11 protein-coding genes, 1 pseudogene and 3 CRISPR repeat arrays are annotated in these 20,189 nt (G+C 69.1%); of the genes and pseudogenes, 5 read left to right on the forward strand and 7 right to left on the reverse strand.

Annotation, left to right across the window (positions count from 1 at the left end; all coding sequences use genetic code 11):
* Nucleotides 1-409: 409 nt before the first annotated feature.
* Nucleotides 410-586 carry a hypothetical protein gene (locus ACZ4FV_RS34390; RefSeq protein WP_465324165.1) on the reverse strand — a complete coding sequence of 59 codons (177 nt, stop codon included), beginning with the start codon at nucleotides 584-586 and terminating at the stop codon, nucleotides 410-412.
* Between the two features lie 271 nt (nucleotides 587-857).
* Between ACZ4FV_RS34390 and ACZ4FV_RS34395 the strand changes: the two genes are divergently transcribed.
* A complete protein-coding gene (locus tag ACZ4FV_RS34395) occupies nucleotides 858-2,165 on the forward strand; it encodes an ATP-binding protein (RefSeq protein WP_465324167.1) in 1,308 nt (435 codons plus the stop codon).
* A 391-nt stretch (nucleotides 2,166-2,556) separates the two neighbouring features.
* On the opposite strand, the gene ACZ4FV_RS34400 is transcribed toward ACZ4FV_RS34395, so the two are convergent.
* Nucleotides 2,557-4,323: an AIPR family protein gene (locus ACZ4FV_RS34400; RefSeq protein WP_465324169.1), complete on the reverse strand. Its 1,767-nt coding sequence runs from the start codon at nucleotides 4,321-4,323 to the stop codon at nucleotides 2,557-2,559.
* Nucleotides 4,324-4,808: 485 nt separating this feature from the next.
* On the opposite strand from ACZ4FV_RS34400, the gene ACZ4FV_RS34405 reads away from it, so the two are divergent.
* From ACZ4FV_RS34405 to ACZ4FV_RS34420, 4 genes and pseudogenes are all read left to right on the forward strand, one after another.
* Nucleotides 4,809-6,824: a DNA cytosine methyltransferase gene (locus ACZ4FV_RS34405; protein WP_465324171.1), complete on the forward strand. Its 2,016-nt coding sequence runs from the start codon at nucleotides 4,809-4,811 to the stop codon at nucleotides 6,822-6,824.
* 473 nt (nucleotides 6,825-7,297) lie between these two features.
* Nucleotides 7,298-7,813 (forward strand): annotated as a pseudogene (locus tag ACZ4FV_RS34410) (serine/threonine-protein kinase); the annotation flags it as partial.
* 451 nt (nucleotides 7,814-8,264) lie between these two features.
* Nucleotides 8,265-9,404 carry an outer membrane protein assembly factor BamB family protein gene (locus tag ACZ4FV_RS34415; protein WP_465324173.1) on the forward strand — a complete coding sequence of 380 codons (1,140 nt, stop codon included), beginning with the start codon at nucleotides 8,265-8,267 and terminating at the stop codon, nucleotides 9,402-9,404.
* Between the two features lie 753 nt (nucleotides 9,405-10,157).
* Nucleotides 10,158-11,735 carry an HNH endonuclease signature motif containing protein gene (locus ACZ4FV_RS34420; protein ID WP_465324175.1) on the forward strand — a complete coding sequence of 526 codons (1,578 nt, stop codon included), beginning with the start codon at nucleotides 10,158-10,160 and terminating at the stop codon, nucleotides 11,733-11,735.
* Nucleotides 11,736-13,004: 1,269 nt separating this feature from the next.
* Here the strand turns inward: ACZ4FV_RS34420 and ACZ4FV_RS34425 are convergent.
* From ACZ4FV_RS34425 to ACZ4FV_RS34445, 5 genes are all read right to left on the reverse strand, one after another.
* The gene (locus ACZ4FV_RS34425) at nucleotides 13,005-13,235 is read right to left on the reverse strand and encodes a hypothetical protein (protein ID WP_465324177.1); all 231 of its coding nucleotides are present in this window, start codon (nucleotides 13,233-13,235) and stop codon (nucleotides 13,005-13,007) included.
* A 115-nt stretch (nucleotides 13,236-13,350) separates the two neighbouring features.
* Nucleotides 13,351-14,292: a CRISPR direct-repeat array (repeat unit 28 nt; unit sequence GGACCATCCCCGCGGACGCGGGGCCGAC).
* A gap of 226 nt (nucleotides 14,293-14,518) precedes the next feature.
* Nucleotides 14,519-14,767: a hypothetical protein gene (locus ACZ4FV_RS34430; protein WP_465324179.1), complete on the reverse strand. Its 249-nt coding sequence runs from the start codon at nucleotides 14,765-14,767 to the stop codon at nucleotides 14,519-14,521.
* 4 nt (nucleotides 14,768-14,771) lie between these two features.
* Entirely contained in the window at nucleotides 14,772-15,044 is a 273-nt protein-coding gene (locus ACZ4FV_RS34435) for a hypothetical protein (protein ID WP_465324181.1), read from the reverse strand.
* A 131-nt stretch (nucleotides 15,045-15,175) separates the two neighbouring features.
* A CRISPR array of direct repeats spans nucleotides 15,176-15,496; the repeat unit is 28 nt; unit sequence GGACCATCCCCGCGGACGCGGGGCCGAC.
* Nucleotides 15,497-16,188: 692 nt separating this feature from the next.
* Nucleotides 16,189-16,662: an excalibur calcium-binding domain-containing protein gene (locus ACZ4FV_RS34440; RefSeq protein ID WP_465324183.1), complete on the reverse strand. Its 474-nt coding sequence runs from the start codon at nucleotides 16,660-16,662 to the stop codon at nucleotides 16,189-16,191.
* A gap of 193 nt (nucleotides 16,663-16,855) precedes the next feature.
* Nucleotides 16,856-17,127: direct repeats of the CRISPR family, unit length 28 nt.
* 1,467 nt (nucleotides 17,128-18,594) lie between these two features.
* Entirely contained in the window at nucleotides 18,595-20,136 is a 1,542-nt protein-coding gene (locus ACZ4FV_RS34445) for a peptide deformylase (RefSeq protein WP_465324185.1), read from the reverse strand.
* Between the last annotated feature and the right edge of the window lie 53 nt (nucleotides 20,137-20,189).

Consider the following 20,189-nt stretch of genomic DNA (forward strand, 5'->3'; position numbering starts at 1 on the left):
CCGTGGTCCTTGCCGCCCCTGGGGGCACATCGATGGTTCGCATGGCTCCCAAGTGCAATCGCCTCCCGCGCCGTGGTGTTGAGATGTGGCCGACGTGCCGCCGCCACCGGATCGGCGGATTCTGGGCGACCGCTCGGAGCGTCACGGCACGCCACCGGACGCTCTGGGCATCGTGTGCGCACAAGCGGATGATCAGCCTAACCGTTGTATGGCCGCTCCGTGCACGTGAGGCACGAAGTATGGCCTCAATAGGCCGAGTTCACGGTACCGATGAAGCAAGCGCGATCATGCGGACGCTTCAAACCTCGATCATGACGGCACGGTTCGGATCGGGACGGCACGCCCGCAACGGCGGGGCCGTCGCCGACCGTCGTTTCGGATTGGCCAAATGCGTCGACGCGTCAGGTCGTCACCCGAAGGGTCCGCGGCCGCAGTTCCCGTCCGGGCCCACCCGATTGCGGTCCCGATCGAGCACGATGTCCGACGCGGCGTCGCGTTCCTGCGAGCACTGCAAATCGACCTGCCGCTTCTTGCGCCGAATCCGGCGTGTGGCATATGCGAGGAAGATCGGCCGATTCGCGGTCATCGCAAGATCGTCATGCGCGTCGCGGTGGGCGACGGCACGGGCACGGGTCGCGCGAGGTGGACCCGAACCGGAGCGACTGCGTCGCGTTGCGAAGTCGTGGCGCCTCGGGGAGTGTCGCCGTCCGCGCACATACCCTGGGCCGGGTCAGGCGGTCCACACCGAAGAGATCCGTCGTTGCGGCCGACGGATCCGGGCCGACCTCGGCCCGCAGCCCCGTGAGGTGCCTGTGAGACCCTGGAGCTCGTTGTCGACGCCTCGGAGGCCAACGCCCATGACCCTGCCCAGACTTGCGAATATCGCTCCGTCCGCCGCCCGGCTCACGAAGTCGTTGCGGGACATCGGCTACGACTTTCCGGCCGCCGTCGCCGACCTCGTGGACAACAGCGTGTGCGCCGGGGCAGAGCGGGTCGAGGTCGTCATCGCGTTCGACGGTGCGGACTCCTACGTCATGATCGCCGACGACGGAAGCGGGATGAGCGAACCTCAACTCACCGAGGCCATGCGGTTTGGCAGCCGTCGGGACTACGAGCCCGGAGACCTCGGGCGCTACGGTCTCGGATTGAAGACCGCCTCCCTTTCGCAGTGTCGTGCGATCACGGTGGCGACGCGGACATCATCCAGGACACCCCGCCTGCACGTACGGACCCTCGACCTCGATCTGATTGCCGAGACCGACGAATGGCTGGTCCTCAATCCGCGACGGGAAGGTCTTCCTCCGCGTGCCCTCCGGCTGCTCACGGAGGGCACGGGCACAGCCGTGATATGGCAGAAACTCGACCGCGTGCTACCGGAGAGGCGCCCCGAAGGCGGGTGGGCGCGCCGCAGGCTGGAGGGCATGGCAACGCGAACGATGGAGCATCTCGGCATGGTGTTCCACCGGTTCCTCACCGGAAGCACGGGACGTCGCTTGGTCATATCGGTCAACGGAAACAGGATCGAGCCGTGGGACCCCTTCGCCCCCGACGAGGCGGGGCGGGTCGAACTCCCCGAGCAAAGGTTCGAGGTCACCGTCGGGGATGCCCACGGAGCGGTGCGCATGAGGCGCTACGTCCTGCCGCCCAAGAGCGCGTTCAGCTCGCTGGAGCAGTTCGATCGCCTGTCCGGGCCGTTGAAGTGGAACCGCCAGCAGGGTTTGTACATCTACCGAGCCAACCGGCTCGTACAATGGGGCGGTTGGAGTGGGATCCGCAGCATCGACGAGCACACGAAACTGGCCCGTGCGTCCATGGACTTCGACACGGACCTCGACGGCGTGTTCAACATCGACGTCGCCAAGGTACGCGTGACCGTTCCCACCCAAATCCGTCAGATGCTGGAGCGGCCCATCAACGAGCTGTGCAGCCGGGCGGACGAGACGTATCGCAGGGCCTCGCGGTCACCGACACACGATCGGAGCGCGGACGCCGCCTCCGAGGCTCCGTGGTCCGGGCCGGTAGACCCGCCGGTCGCGGCGGACGCGGGACTGGCGCTGCGGGCCGCAGCCATGCATGCGGGCGAGTACGCGGCGTTTCGACGAATCGCGGAGACCCTGCGCGAGAGGTCTCCGGAGGCTGCCCGGGCACTGGGTTTTAACAACTGAACAGTTATATCGTGGTGGGCGCACCGTGAGACAGTGACGTTCGGGCGGTCGAGGAAAGGCCACGCTCGACGGCGTTTCAACCATTCGTCGTCCAGGCAGGCCGCGCCCACACCGGGTCGTCGTCGGCGGGCTTCGCGGAGGCGCCAGAAGGCCTTCGACGGCGGCTCTGAGGCGACGAGTCCCACCCTTCGCGGTCGCCTTCCTACGAGGGTCACGTGGTGGCTCGTCGCACGGGGACGGGTCGTCCGTCATCGATCGCGCGAGCAACAGCCGGGCACGGTTCGTCGCTGCCGAGGCTCATCAGTGCGCCCCCGTCGCCCGACATCCCACGGCCTCACACTCCGACGACGGCACCGCCGTCGCCAGCGGCGCGACCGGGTTCGCGATGCCTTCACGTCCGGGCGTTCGCGTCCCAGGCAGACATCTCCAGAAGTTCCGCGCGCACGCCGACGGAGACGGTCCAGTCCAATCCGAGGACGTCCTCCCAGCATTCGATCTTCTTGGCCCATTCCCCCGAGTGATTCCCGGTGCGAGGGCGGGTGATGACGCCCAGGACGAGCGGACTCAACTCCGTCAACGCCGTCTGGACGGCGGCACTGACCCGTTGCTCACGCCATATTTGGTCCAAGTCCAGGCATCGATTCACGGCATGACTGAGGCGAGCGACCGTGTAGGTGGTGACCGCAGCCTTGAAACTACCCGCGTGGGCGAGGCGGGCACTGCGGTCGGCGGCCTTGAAGAGGACGGCCAAGGCGACGAGCCTCTCGCAGTAGCGGACATCTACGTCGGGCTTGCTCGCGGTGATCACGCTCATGAACTGCTGGAAGTTCTTCTGGTTGCCGCGACTGACCCAGTACGGCTGCTGATTCCACGACTGGACGTACTTGGCCAAGTCCTGCTTGGTGAACTTCTGAGTGGAGGGATGCAGCGCCTTGAACCGTCGGCGCTCGGCGACACTGCCCGCCCGGGTCTCGGCGTCGACGTACTGTCCACGTGCCCGCTCGTAGAACCACTTGGTGTCCTGCCCGCTGCCGTCCAAGGGGCGTGCCCACAGACTCCTGGTGACCCGCTCCACTTGGACGTGGTACGCGTCGTTGGAGCTGAAATCGACCACGCTGACCTTGTTCTGCGTGTTGGAGTACTTGGAGATCTCCGGGACGATCTCGTGGAGTCGATCCGGGGAGACCACGGTGAGTTTCATCTGGACGAAGATGCCGTCGAGGTCGACCCTGTCGCGTTCGCGCACGTAGTGGATCGACGCGGTCGTCTGTCCACCGTTGACGATCTGCATGTCGTGGATCCGTTGGATGGCGCGATCGTCCCCGGGGACGAAGTCGACCTGGGACGCGGTGGCCGTGATGCCGTTGTTGTAGGCGAGGAATCGCTCCGGCGCGTTGAGGATCGTCTCCCGCAACCCCTTGTTCACAGCCCCCCGACCCTGCAGGAACGAGCGGACGTTGAGCTCCAGCAGCCGAGGGCCGTGGTCCCTGTACAGGTCCGCCAACACATGTCCGGGAACGACGGCCAGGATGACGTCGTAGTCGCCATCGGTGCGCGGAGCGGGCAGACAATCGATGGGGGGCCGGAACTCGGCGACTACGGGTGCGCTCAGACTGCCCGAGGTGGCCATCCGGTGGAGTCGGGTGACGTCCCAGATCTCCTGTCTGACCGGCAGACCGTCGAGGTCGGGAGCAGCCGACGCCGGGGTGGAGGCCACCGCGTTGGTGAGAAGGAAGAACCGGAGCCCGGCCACTTCGGGGAGTGCCTTCTCCACCGCGACACACATGTCATGGACGCCCGATGCCCCGTCCACGGTGCGCCGAAGGCCCGACTTCACCTTGTGGACGAAGGCGCCCACGCGGCGGAACATATGGTCGGCCTGCGTCTTCGTGAGCTTCTCCTCGGCCGGGGACCGGCGGAAGTCGCTGACGAACAGGTCGAGCGTGTTCGTTACGTCGTTGCGCGCGTAGCCGCTGACCTCGAGGCCCCACGCGCGGTAGCAACCGACGAAAAAGTTCTCGACCTCCCCGGCCTGCTCGAGTTCGTCGAGGATCCGCTCGGTGAACGCCTCCAGAGCATCCCCGTCCCCCGCCTCGGTCGTTGCCAGGATGTCGGCCACGAGACCCCGGTTGTACGCGGAGCGGTCCAGGTCAGCCATCGGTCCCCCTGAGTGGTGCGGCCGGTGCCTCCGGTTCCACCCGATGGTCCTCCGAGCCGACGGTGCTGACACCGTACTGGCAATCGCCGACGCTCGGACGCGGAGATCCTCGAGAACCGGCCCGGATCGTTGGTCACGCGTTCGCCGAGGACCACACGAGGGTTACGTCCGGCAGACCGGAGCCGTCCACGCGCGTTCGTCGTTCACCGGGACCGGTACGTCTCGTGTTCCCTCCCGAGCGATGTCGACAGGGTTGCATCGCCGACGTGTGCTGGGCCGCGTCCTCTTCGAGGCCAGGGGAAATGCACAGGCCAGAAGGGCAAGGACGAGGCGGAGTCCACAATCGGGGACATATTACGATCATCGGCCCCGATCGTCCTGTGGATTCCCCACGGTCGCCCCCGGCGACGCCGCCACCGTCCGGGAGCGGTCGTCGACGGTCGCACGGGACGGTAGCCTGCCTGGGTGCCGGATCGGGAGGTGTCATGACGGAGGCCGCGGAATCACCGCGCCGCCCCTACGGAGTGAAGCTCGTGCGCGGGCCGTTCATCCGCCTAGAGCCGCACCCCGAACACTGCGAGGACGCCCTGTCGTTCCTCGCCTATGCCGCCCGACTGCGGGCTGACGGGGCGTTGTTGGCCGCAGATCTCTTCTCCGGCGCAGGTGGCATGAGCTTCGGTCTGGAGGCGGCCGGCTTCAAGGTCGTTCTCGGGGCCGACCACGACCGCGAGGCGGTCGAGACCCACCGACACCACTTCGGCGGACTCACCCTGGACGGCGACCTCGGTGACCCCGATCTCGTCGCGCACGTCGCCGGACTGATCCGTGACGCGGGCGTCACCCTTCTCGCCGGCGGGCCGCCTTGCCAACCCTTCTCCAAAGCCGGTCGCTACAAGATCCGACACCGTGTCCGCACCGGACTGCGCGACCCGTACGACGAACGCCGGGACCTGTGGCGCTCCTACCTCGAGGTGATCCGCCTCGCGCGACCCGCCGCCGTCGTGATGGAAAACGTCCCCGACATGGCGCTGGACCGTGAGATGTTCATCCTGCGCACCATGGTCCACGAGTTGGAGTCACTCGGCTACGCCGTCGAGGAACGTGCCGTGGACACCTGGCGCTACGGCGTCCCCCAATTCCGGCAGCGCCTGATCCTCGTCGCCCTGCGCGACGGCCACGCCTTCGCCTGGCCTGCGGAAAGCCCGGACAAGGTCACGGTGTGGAACGCCATCGGCGACCTTCCCGAGGTGGAGGGCGGTTGGCGACCCGTCGGTGGAGCGGACGGTTGGTCCGACTACGATTCGCCGGTCACCGGCTTCCAGAAGCGGATGCGCGACCAGATACCCGACGCCGACGCGCACAAGGTGTTCGATCACATCACACGCCCTGTCCGCCCCGACGACGAGGTCGCGTTCGAGTCGATGACCTCCGGCACCCGATACTCGGATCTGCCCCAGGACATGAAGCGGTACCGCGACGACATCTTCCAGGACAAGTACAAGCGCTTGGACGAGGACGGACTGTCCCGGACGATCACCGCACACATCGCCAAGGACGGCTACTGGTACATCCACCCTCGCCAGAATCGCACCCTGACGGTGCGTGAGGCGGCGCGCCTACAGACGTTCCCCGATCGGTTCCGCTTCGCCGGTCCGCCGTCCGCCGCGTTCCGCCAGATCGGCAACGCGGTACCGCCGCTGCTGGGAGAGCACTTGGGCGCCGCAGTGATCGCGGCGCTCCACGAGCCGCGACCGGCCGGACCGAACACCCAGCGCATGGCGGCCTCGCTCGCCGACTGGTTCTCCGGTCTCGCCCACCGGAACGTGCCCTGGTTGACCGCCACCACGCGCTGGCAGGTGGTTTCCGCCGAGATCATGCTGGACCGGATGGCACCGCAGCAGGCACGTCACCTGTGGCCGCTGCTCCGGCGTTGGGAGTTCCCCGTCGACACTCTCACCGCCGAGGACGAGATCCGCGAGATCGCCACGTGGATAGGGCGCCAAACACGCGGTGAGCAGCTCGTCGCCGTGGCGACCGAGCTGGTCGGGGCCCCGGACATGCTCCAGGACGACGAGCGATTGTCGAACGTGGCCGGGATCAGCCAGAGCGTAGCCGATCTGGCCATCCTGGTCGTACCGGCGACGCTCGGAGTCGTGGCTCCCGAGGACGATCCCGACGAACCGATCGGTGACGACGCGGCGGACAGGGAGGCGGACGACGCCGTGTCCGAGGAACCCGTGTTGGCGGGTCGCGGGGTCCTGCGTGTCGCGGCCCGCGTCACCGGGGAGGATGTCGACCGCCGCAACCGGCTCACCGACGGTCGCCTGGCGGTGGCGCGACTGATCGGTTACGGGGACGAGGCCCGCAACGCGCACTTGGGGCTGGTCGAGCTCGCGGCGAGTTTGTGCCGACCGACGGATCCTCTGTGCAGTGCCTGCCCGCTGGAGACGATGTGTGCCGGGGCATCTGCGGATGCCCAGGATCAGCTCCTGCTCTACTGACGGGCCCGGAGCAAGGTGTTCGGCATCATCGTGCCTCACGAACCCCTTCTCCACGCCAGCGGTTCGTGGGGAAGGACGGCCTCCTCGACGTACGTCCGACGTAGCCGCGGAGTATCTCATCCGCACGGTTCCACCGACTGCGTGCCCAACAGGTGAGGTTCGCGCCATTCGGTCCTCGGAGGTGTCGCGCTCGTCGGGCCGACGCTCCGGCAACGCCGTGACGCCCCCCGAGGCGAGGCCGTCGGCCCGACGAACCCGCCGCGGCCCACCCCGGGGCCGCTGGGCTCGAAGCACTCGCAGAATGACACCGTGTTCGCACTCGCCGACGCGGAAGTACCCCTGTGTCCGGGACACTTACCCGGCGGTCGATACTCGTTGCTCACGGCGATCGCTTACCACGGGGGGAAACGTTGACTGTCGGGCGACTGTTGGCGGGCCGGTACCAGTTGTCGCAGTCCTTGGGCCGCGGCGGCATGGGCGAGGTGTGGGCCGCTCGCGACGTGCGGATCGGGCGCGAGGTCGCCGTCAAGTTGTTGCCGTTCGACAAAGGCGCCGACGCCGGAATCCTGCTTCGCGAAGCGCGCACCGTGGGGGCGCTCAACCATCCCGGCGTGGTCACTCTCCACGACGTCGGTCAGGACGGGGACGGCACCCTGTATCTGGTCATGGAGCGTCTGCCTGGCCAGGATCTGGCACATGTGCTGCGACGAGAGCGCCTTCCGGAGGTGGCCGCGGCGATCGCTTGGACCCATCAGATCGCGGATGCCCTGGCGGCGGCACACGAGGCCGGGATCATCCACCGCGACCTGAAGCCGGCCAACGTCATGCTGTCGCCGACCGGCAGGATCAAGATCCTGGACTTCGGCATAGCCCGCTACACCGCCGCGACCACGGTGACGGGTCGAATCGTCGGCACGCCCGCCTACCTGGCGCCCGAACGCTACACGGGGAAAGCGGGCGACGCCCGCAGCGACCTCTACTCGCTGGGCTGCGTGCTCCATGAACTCCTCACCGGACAAACCCCGTTCACGGCCGCCGACGCCCTCCCACTGATGTACGCCCATCTCCATCGCGAGCCCCTCGCCCCCGGAGCCCATCGCCGCGGCATTCCCGCGTGGCTCGACCGCCTCGTCACTCCTCGCCAAGGATCCGCAGGCTCGCCCCGGGTCCGCGAGCGAGGTCCAACGGCGTCTGCGCGAACCGACCCCGCGCGAGCGCACCGTTCCGGCGGCCGCAGCGACCTCGGATGCCGACAGCGACGACGACGGCGCACCGAGACCCGAGTCCGCCGCCCTCCGCGCCGAAGCCCGCCGCACGTCCCCCGATCCGGCGCCGGCGCGCCGGACACCCCCGCCCCGGGAGATCCCCGAGCGCGACTCCTCGACGGACATCTGGATCCCTCGGGAGGACCACGCGGCGTTCGCCGCCTTCGCACCTCGCGTGTCGAGTTCGCCCTCGGGTCGCCGCATCCCGCGGCGTCGCGCGCTGTGGCTGGGAGCGGGTGCCGCCGCGATCGCCTCTGGCACCGCTGCCGCCGCGTACAAGATCGTCGCCGACGGCACACCAACCCCGCCGGTCACACCGAAGTGGACCGCCACCACCGGCGGCGAGATCGTCTCCACGCCCGGGATCGGCAACGGTGTCGCCTATATCGGCAGCGACGACGGCAATCTCCATGCGATCGACACCGCCACCGGCACCCGGAAGTGGGCCTACCCCACCGGCGGTCGATGCCACTCCTCGCCCGTCCTGGCCGAAGGCGTCGTCTTCGTCGGCAGCACACGAGACGGCGAAGGCAACTCGCGTCAGGGAACCGTGCACGCGATCAACGCGACCGACGGCACGCGGCGATGGGCCAGCCCCATCGAGGGCACCGCCGACTCCTCCTCCCCCGCCGTCGTCGACGGCGTCGTGTACATGGGAGGCGGTGGGCTACAGGTGGGCGCCGGCTACACCGGTCGCGTGTACGCGTTCGATGCCGCCACAGGCGCGACACGGTGGGTCCACACCACCGGCGACGCCGTCTACGCGAAGCCCACAGTGGTCGACGGCGTGGTCTACGTCGGCAGCGTGGACCACAATCTCTACGCGCTCGACGCTCGCACCGGCACCCGGAAATGGGCCTTCACCAGCGGCAGCGCGATACACGCGGGCGCCGCGGTCTTCGGCGGCGTGGTCTACGTCGGCAGCTGGGATCGCAACCTCTACGCACTCGACGCCGCAACCGGCGGGACCCGCTGGACGTTCGCGACCGGCGGTGCGATCTACTCCTCGCCCGCCACCGACGGCGAACTCGTCGTCTTCGGCAGCAACGACAAGAGCCTGTACGCCGTCAACGCCGCCACCGGAACCCGGCGCTGGTCCTTCGCCGCCCGCGACCAGGTCGCCTCCCCCACCCTCTCCGACGGCCTCGTCTACGTCGGCAGCGCGGACAAGAACCTGTATGCCATCGAAGCCGGAGCGGGCGTCAGGAAATGGACCTATCGCACGGGCGGAGCCATCTACGCCGCCCCGACGGTCGACCACGGCGTCGTCTACGTGGGCAGCACCGACGGGAAACTCCACGCGATCGTCACCTGAGACCGCGGATACGCCGCGCAGGGAATGAGCCGAGCCATTCGTCCGCCTCCGCCCCGGCAGGCCGGGTGGGTGGGTGCCCTACGCCGCAGCCAGGCCCCCGGTGGCGGACGATGTCGACTCCGAGGCCGCCCGGGCCCGTGGCCGCGTCTCGACACTCGCTTCGCTGTCGTGCCGGTCGGGCCGATCGCCCTTTCCGTCGCTCGTACGCGTTGTACAGCAGTCACGCATCCTCGATCGCGGGCGCCGATGCCGATCGGGTGACGGTGGCGTCGAAGTGGTCGAAGTGGACGACGGGGCCGTCGCCGAAGCCGCCCGCGATTGACCGTGCCGCCGGGTGGCGGCCGACCTTCGGGTTGACCGAGGGTCGCAACCGCGTGTCGCCCGCCCAGACTCCGCCCGTCATCAAGTGGCGGCCGACCTTCGGTTCGACTGAGGGTCGCAACCGGCGGACGACGTCGACTCCGGCACCTTGGGCGGCGAGTGGCGACCGACCTTCGGGCCGACCGACCGAGGGGCGCAACCTCGTGCACGCTGACCAGGGCGAGTTGGTGCTGGGTGGCGGTCGACCTTCGGGTCGACCGAGGATCGAAAGGCCGACGCCGCGGCGCTGGCCCGATCGACCCTGCAGGCGTGCCCTGGAGGAACCCCTGCGGATGCGGGCCGATCCTCGGGGCACTCACGGCCACGCGGTGTGTCTCTTCCCGGCGTTAGCCTGTCGATCGTCGGGCGGAACCCGGTGGTCGAGGAGGGGCTGTGGTACTCAAAGAACTGACGGAGCGGAGTGCGGTTCTCCGTGCGATCGACGAGTTCGACGAGGTCAAGCGGGCCGCGTTCCTGAAGCGTTACGAATACGGTCGGTCGACCCGCTACTTCCTCGAGTATCGGGGCGCTCTCTACGACATCAAGGCACTCGTCGGAGCCGCGTACGGGTATCAGTACCCGGAACGAGGGCCGTTGACAAGGAAACAGTTCAGCGGCGGACACGCGGCGGCGAACGCCGCCGTGGAGCGCCTTGGCTTCTCCGTGGTCGACCGACATGCCGCAGTCTCGACGACCGGAACGGAGTTCCTGTCCCGCGTGGAGGCGGTGGCCCCACAACAATTCAGGGATCGAACGGCGCTGCACCGCCCGTTGATGCTGCTCTGGGCCCTGAAACAGGTCCGCGAGAACGCACCCAGCCGGCAACGGTGGCTTGTCCTCCGCGAGGCTCTCACCGACCTGGGCAAGAGGTTCGGCAACGCCCGCGACCTGAACGCCCAGGCGCTGTACCCGCTCTGGGCCCTGCGCAACGACGGATTGTGGGAGGTGGACGGCACCGAACACCTGGCACCGTCGCAACGCCCGACGCTGGGGAATCTGAACCGGGACAACCCACTCACCGGATTCCCTGCTGCGGACCACAAGTTGCTGGCGGACGACCCCCGGGTCCTCGAAGCCGCAATCGACCTCGTACTGACGAAGTTCTTCGATCCAGCCCCGCCCGGACTGTCCGAATGGGTACGTCCTCACGCCCTGGCCTCGGCTGCGGTTCCGCACGGGCCTGGCGTCACCGCGGACGTCCAGCACCAGGTCCTGGAACTGCGCTACGAGCCCGGCGACCCGAACGGGGACGGACCGATCCCCGAGACCGACCTCATCGAATACACCGCCCCCGACACCCGAACCGACCTGGCGCTCGAACACGCCCGCGCCGCGACCCGCACCGTCCGCGTCAGCCGCCCCGACGGACCAGGGGGCCGGTACTTCGAGACTCGGGCAGTGGCCGTCGGACGCTGTGCGGGACCATCCCCCTCGAGCGGGGACACCTGGCTGCTCCAGCCCGTTCCCTCGGACGACCCGGAAACGTGGCCGCCCTCCGTACACGAACTCCTGGCGACTTCGTCCCTCGAGGACACGATCAACGAACATCTGCGGACCACCCCGAGCAACACCACGAACCCCTACGCACTCCTCAACCAAAGAGCCACCCAGGGCGCCGACGACCGAATCGGCAACACCGTTGAACGAGCGGTCGTCAGACGAGCCCGCAGCCGCAGCGCCCGCCAGGCCGTACTCGAACGCAGCGCCGGTTCCTGCGAGAGCCCACGCTGCCTCGGCCACCCCACCGAACTCACCGACGCCGGCCAGCCCATTCTCGAAGTCGACCACATCCACGACCTCGCCCACGGCGGCAGAGACATCCCCGAAGTGATGATCGCGCTCTGCCCCAACTGCCACGCCCTGAAAACCCGAGGCGTCAACCGCGACAAACTCACCGAGGAACTGCTCCACGTCGCTCGACAGCGCCACGCGAACCACATGGAAAAGACACCACCCCATCGAGACATGTAGAGCGGGTCGAAGTGACACCGCAGCCGGGTGAGCCTCCGACAAGGAGCGGTCGCCACTCGTCCACCTCGGACCGGTTCCGGAGTGTGGTTCGTGACCGGGCGATAGGCTGCGGTCGCGTCGGTCTCGAACTACGGTCGCAGGGAACAATGCGTTCTGCTTCGGAACCTTGAGCACACATGCGACACGCAAGCTGCGCCGAAGCCGAAGGTCCGTTTTGTTGCTGAAAGTCAATGTCCACGGACTTCCAGACTCATTGCTTCCGGCGGGATTTCCCTGCTCGATCAGGGTGGCGGTCGACCTTCGGGTCGGCCGAGGGTCGCAACGTCGTGGTGGTCTACGTCGGCGATCCTGAGGCCGGGGTGGCGGTCGACCTTCGGGTCGGCCGAGGGTCGCAACGAGGAGCGCCGCCGCCTCCGGCGTGAGATGGCTGGGTGGCGGTCGACCTTCGGGTCGACCGGGGATCGCAACGAGTCGAAGGACGACATCCGCCGTTACCGACAGCTGTGGCGGTCGCCCGTCGGGGCGACCGACGATCGCAGCCAGCACTACGTGTCGGAGGCGGTACGCGGGTGGTGGTCGCGCGGGGTCGAGGGGCGTCGCAACCCGGTGGACGTGGCGCTCGTGCGCGCACACGACAACATGGTGACCGGCCTTCGGGCTGGTTGAAAGTCGATTCGCGAAGTGTGTTCGGGGCGGGGCGATACGCTGAGTTGCGTCGGTCTCCAAGCACGGTCGTGGCGAACGACGCGTTCTGCTTCGGAATCCGGACACGGCGCTGGCCATGCCCGCGAAGTAGTCGCCGGGAACATCCCCGCGCTCGCGGGGCCGACGTGCGGTACGGCAGGACGCCCTCGACCTTGATGGAACCATCCCCGCGGACGCGGGACCATCCCCACGTTCGCGGGGCCGACGAAGTGGGGCAAGGCCCCGAAGCCGCAAAAGAGGACCCGTCCCCGCGTTCGCGGGGCCGACCAGCTCGCCGTACTCGGCAGCGACGCCGACCAGGGACCATCCCTGCGTTCGCAGGGCCGACGGGATGCGCATGGCGACGGCGATTGTCTCGATCGGCACATCCCCGCGTTCGCGGGGCCGACGTCGCCCCGATCGGTCGCGACGAACGCCGCGGGGTCATCCCCGAGTTCGCGGCGCCCATGCGACGGAGTTGAGACGGTGACGAAGCCGCCGGGAGCATCCCCGCCTGTACGCAGGGCCGACCCTGGATGACCTGGGAATCTACCGTGAGTGACACCTTTTTCGTTCGGTATGTAGCTAATGCTTGTGGATCTCGAACCCGTTGAGTCGCAGGAACCTTTGCGCCAGTCGGGTATTGAACGTCTGCACACCGGTGTATGTACGAGCGACCTGTTTCGGGGGGTAGGCGCGTCCGGCGATCCGCACGCAGTACTTCGTGTTCGTGACGGGACGAGGCGCAATACCTCGTAGGGCGGCCTCGATTGCGCTCCGCCCGACGATCTCGGAGAAGGGGTCGGTGGATGTCATGAGGGCCACGGTAGGTCGAACTCATGTTGTCGGTGGTCGTCTCCGCAGTTCGTCCCCAATGCACCGTTCGTAGGACGGCCCGCAGACTGGCCGTGGTCCCGGGCTGCTTCGATTCGGACCATCCCCGCGTTCGCGGGGCCGACGTGATCCTCGGCGGGGATGCCGACGTGGACAAGGGACCATCCCCGCGTTCGCGGGGCCGACACGCTGGCCAACATGCGGCGCACGTACGATCTGGAACCATCCCCGCGTTCGCAGGGCCGACTCCCTCGCCCAGGCCGCCGACGGCTCCGTGCGGGGACAATCCCCGCGGACGCGGGGCCGACCCCGTGCGGGATCACCCCGTCCGCCGCCATGTGGGACCATCCCCGCGGACGCGGGGCCGACGCGCGCCGCAGCCGCGCCGAGTCGGGCCACTGGGGACCATCCCCGCGGACGCGGGGCCGACTCGGCCCGCACCGGCCGGATGCCGAGATCCACGGGACCATCCCCGCGGACGCGGGGCCGACACGATGACGAGCAGGTAGCGCTCGTGGATGCCGGGACCATCCCCGCGGACGCGGGGCCGACGGCGGACGCGACGTGGTCGGCGAGGGCGCACAGGGACCATCCCCGCGTTCGCGGGGCCGACCCCGTGCGGGAACCCCGGTCGCGGGGGGCCGGGAACCATCCCCGCGTTCGCGGGGCCGACCCCCCCGGCGCTCCGCGTCCTCGCGCTCCCGCGAACCATCCCCGCGTTCGCGGGGCCGACGCGTTGCGCGAGCAGCAGCCTCGCGTGGGCCGGGAACCATCCCCGCGTTCGCGGGGCCGACGAGGGCGGCCTGCTCCGCCGGCCCGCCGAGCCAGAACCATCCCCGCGTTCGCGGGGCCGACGCCGGTACGTCACGGCCGCCTACACGGTCACCGGAACCATCCCCGCGTTCGCGGGGCCGACGCCTCGTGGGCGTCGGCGGCGGCGGTGAATCGGGAACCATCCCCGCGTTCGCGGGGCCGACGCCGCCGCCGAGCAGGGTGCTGCTGGAGTCGTGGAACCATCCCCGCGTTCGCGGGGCCGACACTGGATGACCTGGGGTTCTACCAGTGGGTAACACTGTTTTCGTTCAGTTGCATCTTGCCACCTATTGCTGGCGCGCGAAGCGGATCTCCCTTGATTCCACGGTGGTTCACCCGACAGTCTCCTCGGCGGCACTCCCCTGCGTGCCCTTCCGGGGACGGCAGTCGAGGCCCGTCCGCGCGGTAATCGGTGGCTTGTGGATGACAGGCGGCCTGTCGGGTGGCCTGGTCTACCAGGCGATGACGCGGCTGACGGAGACGACGAGTACCGAGCCGCTGACGTCGTAGCGGATGACGATGCCCGTGACGGTGGCGTCCCGGCGGTCGCGGTCGGATCCCACCTGTGTGGAGCCGTGGGCGTATGGGTCGTTGCCGATCGTGGAGTCCACGGCTTGTTTGAACGTGGCTATGCGGCTCGGTGTCAGGCCTTTCAGTCCCTCCTCGGCCTCGTTGCTGTACTGCACGCGGTAGCGGCTCACGACGTCACCGGACCACGGCGTTGCCGTCGCCGTCGACCCACCCGGTCCAGTCGAAGTCGCCGGCCTTGATCCGGCGGGATGCCTCGTCGTCGTCCTCGTGGGCCTCGGGGGGCAGGGCCCAGTCGATGATCGCTCGGCGCTCGATCTGATCGAGGGGGGTCTGGGACATGACCTTGTCGAACTCGTCGCGGCGGTCCTCGGGAAGGGCGGCGCGAATCTCCCCCAGCGTGTTCGGCAGCTCGATGCGCTCCCCGCGGACGACGGTGGTTCTGGGCACGACTCCTCCTGAATGTCGAGTCTCCCAGGGTGGCACCGCAACCGCCGTGATCGGTAGCCGACGCCAGGGACGCACACCCCGGCCGCTTGGGGGCCGACGGCTCTACGGCGAAATTGAGCCCGAACCGGAGAGGACCATCCCTGCGGACGCGGGGCCGACATTTACTGCGCTTATGTGGAGGACCATCCCCGCGGACGCGGGGCCGACGGCACCAACGTGGGCAGCGCGGGGATCGGAACGGGACCATCCCCGCGGACGCGGGGCCGACCACGTCCTCACCCACTGCTCGGACGACATCCCGGGACCATCCCCGCGTTCGCGGGGCCGACCGGGACCGGGTGGCGCACGTTGGTGTGGACCCGGGAGCATCCCCGCAGACGCGGGGCCGACGTGGCGATGGACGGCACCCACGCCACGCGCCAGGGACCATCCCCGCGGATGCGGGGCCGACGCACCCGCAGCGCGTCATCGAGGGTGATCTCGGGAACCATTCTCGCGCTCGCTGGGCCGACTTCCCCGGCGAAATCGCGGGCTCCGGTGTCCGAGGACCATCCCCGCGCTCGCGGGGCCGACCACGCGCTGCACGGCAGCGGCGAGCCGGTCGCGGGACCATCCCCGCGCTCGCGGGGCCGACCCGTTCGTCCCCTGTACCGCCATGTGTTCGACGGGACCATCCCCGCGCTTGCGGGGCCGACACGGATGGCCTGGGGTTCTACCAGTCGGTAACAGCGTTTTCGCTCGGTTGCATCATGCCACCCGGGCGTCGTGTTCGGCGCGGTGAACCTCCGCCGACACCACGGTAGTTCATCCAAGTGCCGACTCTGTGCGTCGATGCGGTGATCGATCCGGACCGACCGAGGTCGGCACGATCGCGGGCAATCCCCTCGGGTGTACCGGGCGGGTGGCGGTTGTGGAAGCTCCAGGCATTCGAGTCCGGCCGAGGCGGCCATGGCCGGTCTTTGACGGGTGGGGCCGGCAGCGGGTCGCCACGGGCTTGCGCGAACTGCTGTCCGCCACGGCGGCGCGAGCCGCCCCGGTCCTGGTTCCGGCGACCCTGTGGCCTCTGGAACGCCCTCACCAACGAGGCCCTCCCCGGCCGGGGAGGGCCTCGTTGGAGTTCGGCCGTCCGCGCGGGGCCGTGGAGTCAGGCCGTGCGGGGCGGCGTGTGTCGGCGGCGGACCATGACGGTTGCGACCCCGGTCGTGAGGCCGGCGGCGATCAGTGCGGTACCGCCGGCGAGCCATCCGTGCCCGGGGTCGGTGGGGCCGAAGCCGGTGGCCACCGCCCCGGTGGGAGTGCGGCCGACGACCGCGGCGGAACCTTCGGCCGCCCCCGCCGGGACGGTGGCGGCGCTGGGGGGTGCCGGCACGGCTCCGGGGGTGGTGGTGTTCGCGCTGCCGGGGACGGAGGGGCGTTCCTCGCAGGCGAGGCCGTCGTTGTCCGCGTCCAGGCGCTCCGGGTCGGAGGGATCGAGATCGAACGCGGCCTGGGCCTGCTCGCGGGTGGCGAAGTCCTTGCAGTCCCGGTCCCCCGCCGGCACCGCATCGGCGGCGGAGGCCAGGGGAATGGTGGCGACGGCGACCATGGCGACGGCGAAAGCGGCATGACGAATACGCACGACACGACTCCAATACGTGAGGTGATCGAGCGATCACGACGAGCATGCATCGTCTGCCGTCGAGTCGCCACCCGAGGAGTTGGATTCCCTCGGAACGACGCTTCTCGACCGCGGATGCCCGGGCAGTGCGTCGGCGACGAGCCGGCGTTCGCGGGGCCGACGAAAGGTTGGCACCGAACCTCGGTGCCAACCCGGACCATCCCCGCGTTCGCGGAACCGACGCACTCCGGCGAACGACGACGTGTACAGGTCCGGGACCATCCCCGCGGTCGCGGGGCCGACTCCTGGGGTTAGACCGTCGGGACGGCCTCGGGGGGCTCATCCCCGCGGTCGCGGGGCCGACAGGCATGGGGCCGACTCGTACGCCTGTACCGCGGGCTCATCCCCGCGGTCGCGGGGCCGACGCGGCGGGCCTCCGTCGTGGTCGAGCAGGCGGAGGCTCATCCCCGCGGTCGCGGGGCCGACAGGTGGGGGCAGGCGAACTGAGCCCCGCTCAGCGGCTCATCCCCGCGTCGCGGGGCCGACGGGGCCGTCGGCGACGGCGCGGCGCAGGAGGCGGGACCATCCCCGCGTCGCGGGGCCGACTGCCCGCCCCGGTGCCCGCCATGGCGGAAGACGGGACCATCCCCGCGTCGCGGGGCCGACGCTGGATGACCTGGGGTTCTACTGGTGGGTAACACCGTTTTCATTTAGTTGCATCTTGCCACCTATTGCTGTCTGCCGCGAAGCGAATCTCTTTGGAGTACACGTTGGTTCACCTGTCAGCCGGGTGCTCTTCGTATTCGTGGGGCCGACTTCGCCGACGAATGCCGCATTCTCTCCTTCTGCATGGGCCCAACGATCTGGACGACGGTGACGACCGGGACGCCGGGTGAGACCTGGTAGCCGACGAAGAAGCGGCCGATGATGACCTCGCGCCGGTCCTTGTCGTACGTGGAGCTCCTCCAGGGTGATCTCGCAGTTGATCACACGTGCCTCGTCCGCCGCTGCGTTCGCGAACTCCTGCGCATCGCCGAGGAGTTCACTCCCGCCGACGGGCCACGCGGGTGAGCGCCCCGGCACCCGCCGCCGGCGCCACCCGCCCGCGTCACGCACCATGGCGCACCGCGCTGATCACCGGTGCCACGGCGGGCATCGGTCTGGCCTTACCGCCCGGGCGACGGCCTCGTCGGTCTCCGCGGCCAGGCGGGTGTCGCGGAACGCCCAGTCCTTCACGACGAAGGGAAGCCTGTGTGGGATCTCCACGCTCGGGATCGGGGGTCCGTTGTGCGTCTTCTTCCAGCCGGCGGCGCTGTCGCAGAAGCCGGTGAAACGGCACTACGACGCCACGATCGCCCGACGTGTTCCGTTCCTCGACCACGAGAAGGTCGTACCGGGGAGGGCCTTTCGGGAGCTGTCGGCGTCGTTTCCCGACGGGTCGGCCTGCGTGTGGGGGGCCACCCCGGGTCAGAGGCGTGTGAACGTTTCCGGGCCAGTCGTATCGCGAAGGGCGACCTCGCGTTCTTCACCGGGGACAAGGTGGCGTATCTCAGTGGGGTCGTGGTCGCCACGTGGCACAGCGTTCCGTGCGCCGAGCGTCTTTGGGGGGGACCCGCTGGGGCAGGCGTGGGAGTGGATGTACGCCCTCGACGACGTCCGCGAGCACGACAGCGATCTCCGGGTCGTCGCCCACACGGACGGCCATGTCGACTCTGTCACTGGCCTGGGCCAGGACCCGCTCGGCAACCCGGGCAGCGGCAGCCCAGTCCACCCCGTCGTGGTACTCGGAGCAGGCACGGAGCTTTCCAAGGGATCATTTGCTCGCCCAGCGATGGTCGTAGGTGTCTTGACCTGCGGCACAGCAACCCGCTAGCCGGGTTTGAACGGCGCTGGGCAGGGTGAAGGCAACCGGAACTGCAACCACGTGGCTCCGGCTCAGTGGGGCCCTCGTGGCTACCGGTCGTAGGACCATGCGCGGCCGGTCTGCCGGTACTGCTCCACGGGGATGGGCTCGACGTCGGCGCGCATACGCGCGGTGTACAGCAGGCCGTCGAGGTGGTCGATTTCGTGGTGGATCAGGCGGGCGAGGCCGCGTTCGTAGGTGGTGACCGTCGCCTGGCCGTCCAGGTTGGTGGCTTCCACGGTGATCCGCAGGGGACGGCGAACCAGGCCGCGGACGTCGAAGAAGGACAGACAGCCTTCGAATTGCTCGTCCGTCTCGTCGGCGTGTTCGATGATGCGCGGGTTCAGCAGGACGATCGGCGGGGCGTCGGGATCGGCGGGCCGGACGATGGCGGCGGCGCGGCCGATCCCGATCTGCGGTGCCGCGATGCCCATGCCCTTGGCGAAGGGATGGACTTGGCCGATGCGCTCCATCGCGGTGAACAGCTTCTCGACGACCTCCTCGGCGCTTCGGCGCTCGGTCGGCAGGTCGAAGGGGTGGGCGGGCTCGGCGAGGATGAGGGCGCCCTCCTGGACGACGCCGAGGCCATGCATCTGGTCGCTGGGCCGCACCTGGGTCACCTGAACTCCCCTTGGATCGTGTCGTGTTCGTTCGGGTCGGGCTCGGAATCGCCATTCGAGACGGTAGCGGGCGTGGAGGGTGGGCGTGGACGTGCTCCAGGAGAAGACCCGCAAGCCGGCTTCGTCCCGCCGAATCGGGGCGGTTCGCAGCGGCACCGCTTCGCAGGTCATCGACGTCTCGGTGCCCCAGACCGCCGGGTCGAGCTCGGCGGGGAAGGCGAGTTCGACCTCCAAATGCTCGGTGGGCAGGCGGACCGCGCGCTGGAACCAGCGGCCCCACTTCTCCTCGCCGACCGTGTAGGCGTATTCGATCCACACCGACTCGCCCGGGTACAGCGGGAACCGGCCCTGCTCGTTCTCGAAGAGCAGCCAAACCTCCTTGAACGCGTCGCGGTCGTGCTTGGCCTGCCAATTCATTGTCTCCCCGCGGCAGGTCGCGGTCAGCGCGAGTTCGTCCCAGGTCAGCGGGTGTTCGCGATAGTGCGTGTTGGAGCGCTCCGGCTCGCCGGGGTAGCGGTCCACGCTGATGCGGATCAGGTAGCGGGTGATCGGCTCGCCGCCGGTGTTGCGCAGCAGCCGGCGCATCGTCAGCCGGTAGCCGGCACCGTCGAACTCCAGGCGGGCGGCGTCGTGCTCGACGATGATCGCCGATCCGGTCGCGTACGGCTGCTCTGTCCGGCGGTGCGCCGGCGGGGCGGTGCCCGGCGCGGCTCGGCTTCTGGCCGCCTCAAAGTCCAACCAGCGCTTCCACAGAGCCTTGCCCGCGTTCAGGATGTCCTCGGCTCGGCGGGCGAAGTCTTCGGTGGGCTTGTGCCGCCCGGACTCCACGTGGCTCACGTACGACGGGTCGAAGCCCATCCTGATGGCCAACTTCCGCTTGGACAGGCCCCGCACCTCGCGCCAATGGGCGATCTCCGCTGCGAACGCCTCGGCGGCCTGCTCGACCGTCAGGGTGTCGTCCCGCGCGTCCATCGAAACCCCGCCCTGGCCGCCGGATGAGATGAGTGAACCGTGAGTGATCTCAA

The organism is Embleya sp. NPDC025285, assembly GCF_055558835.1.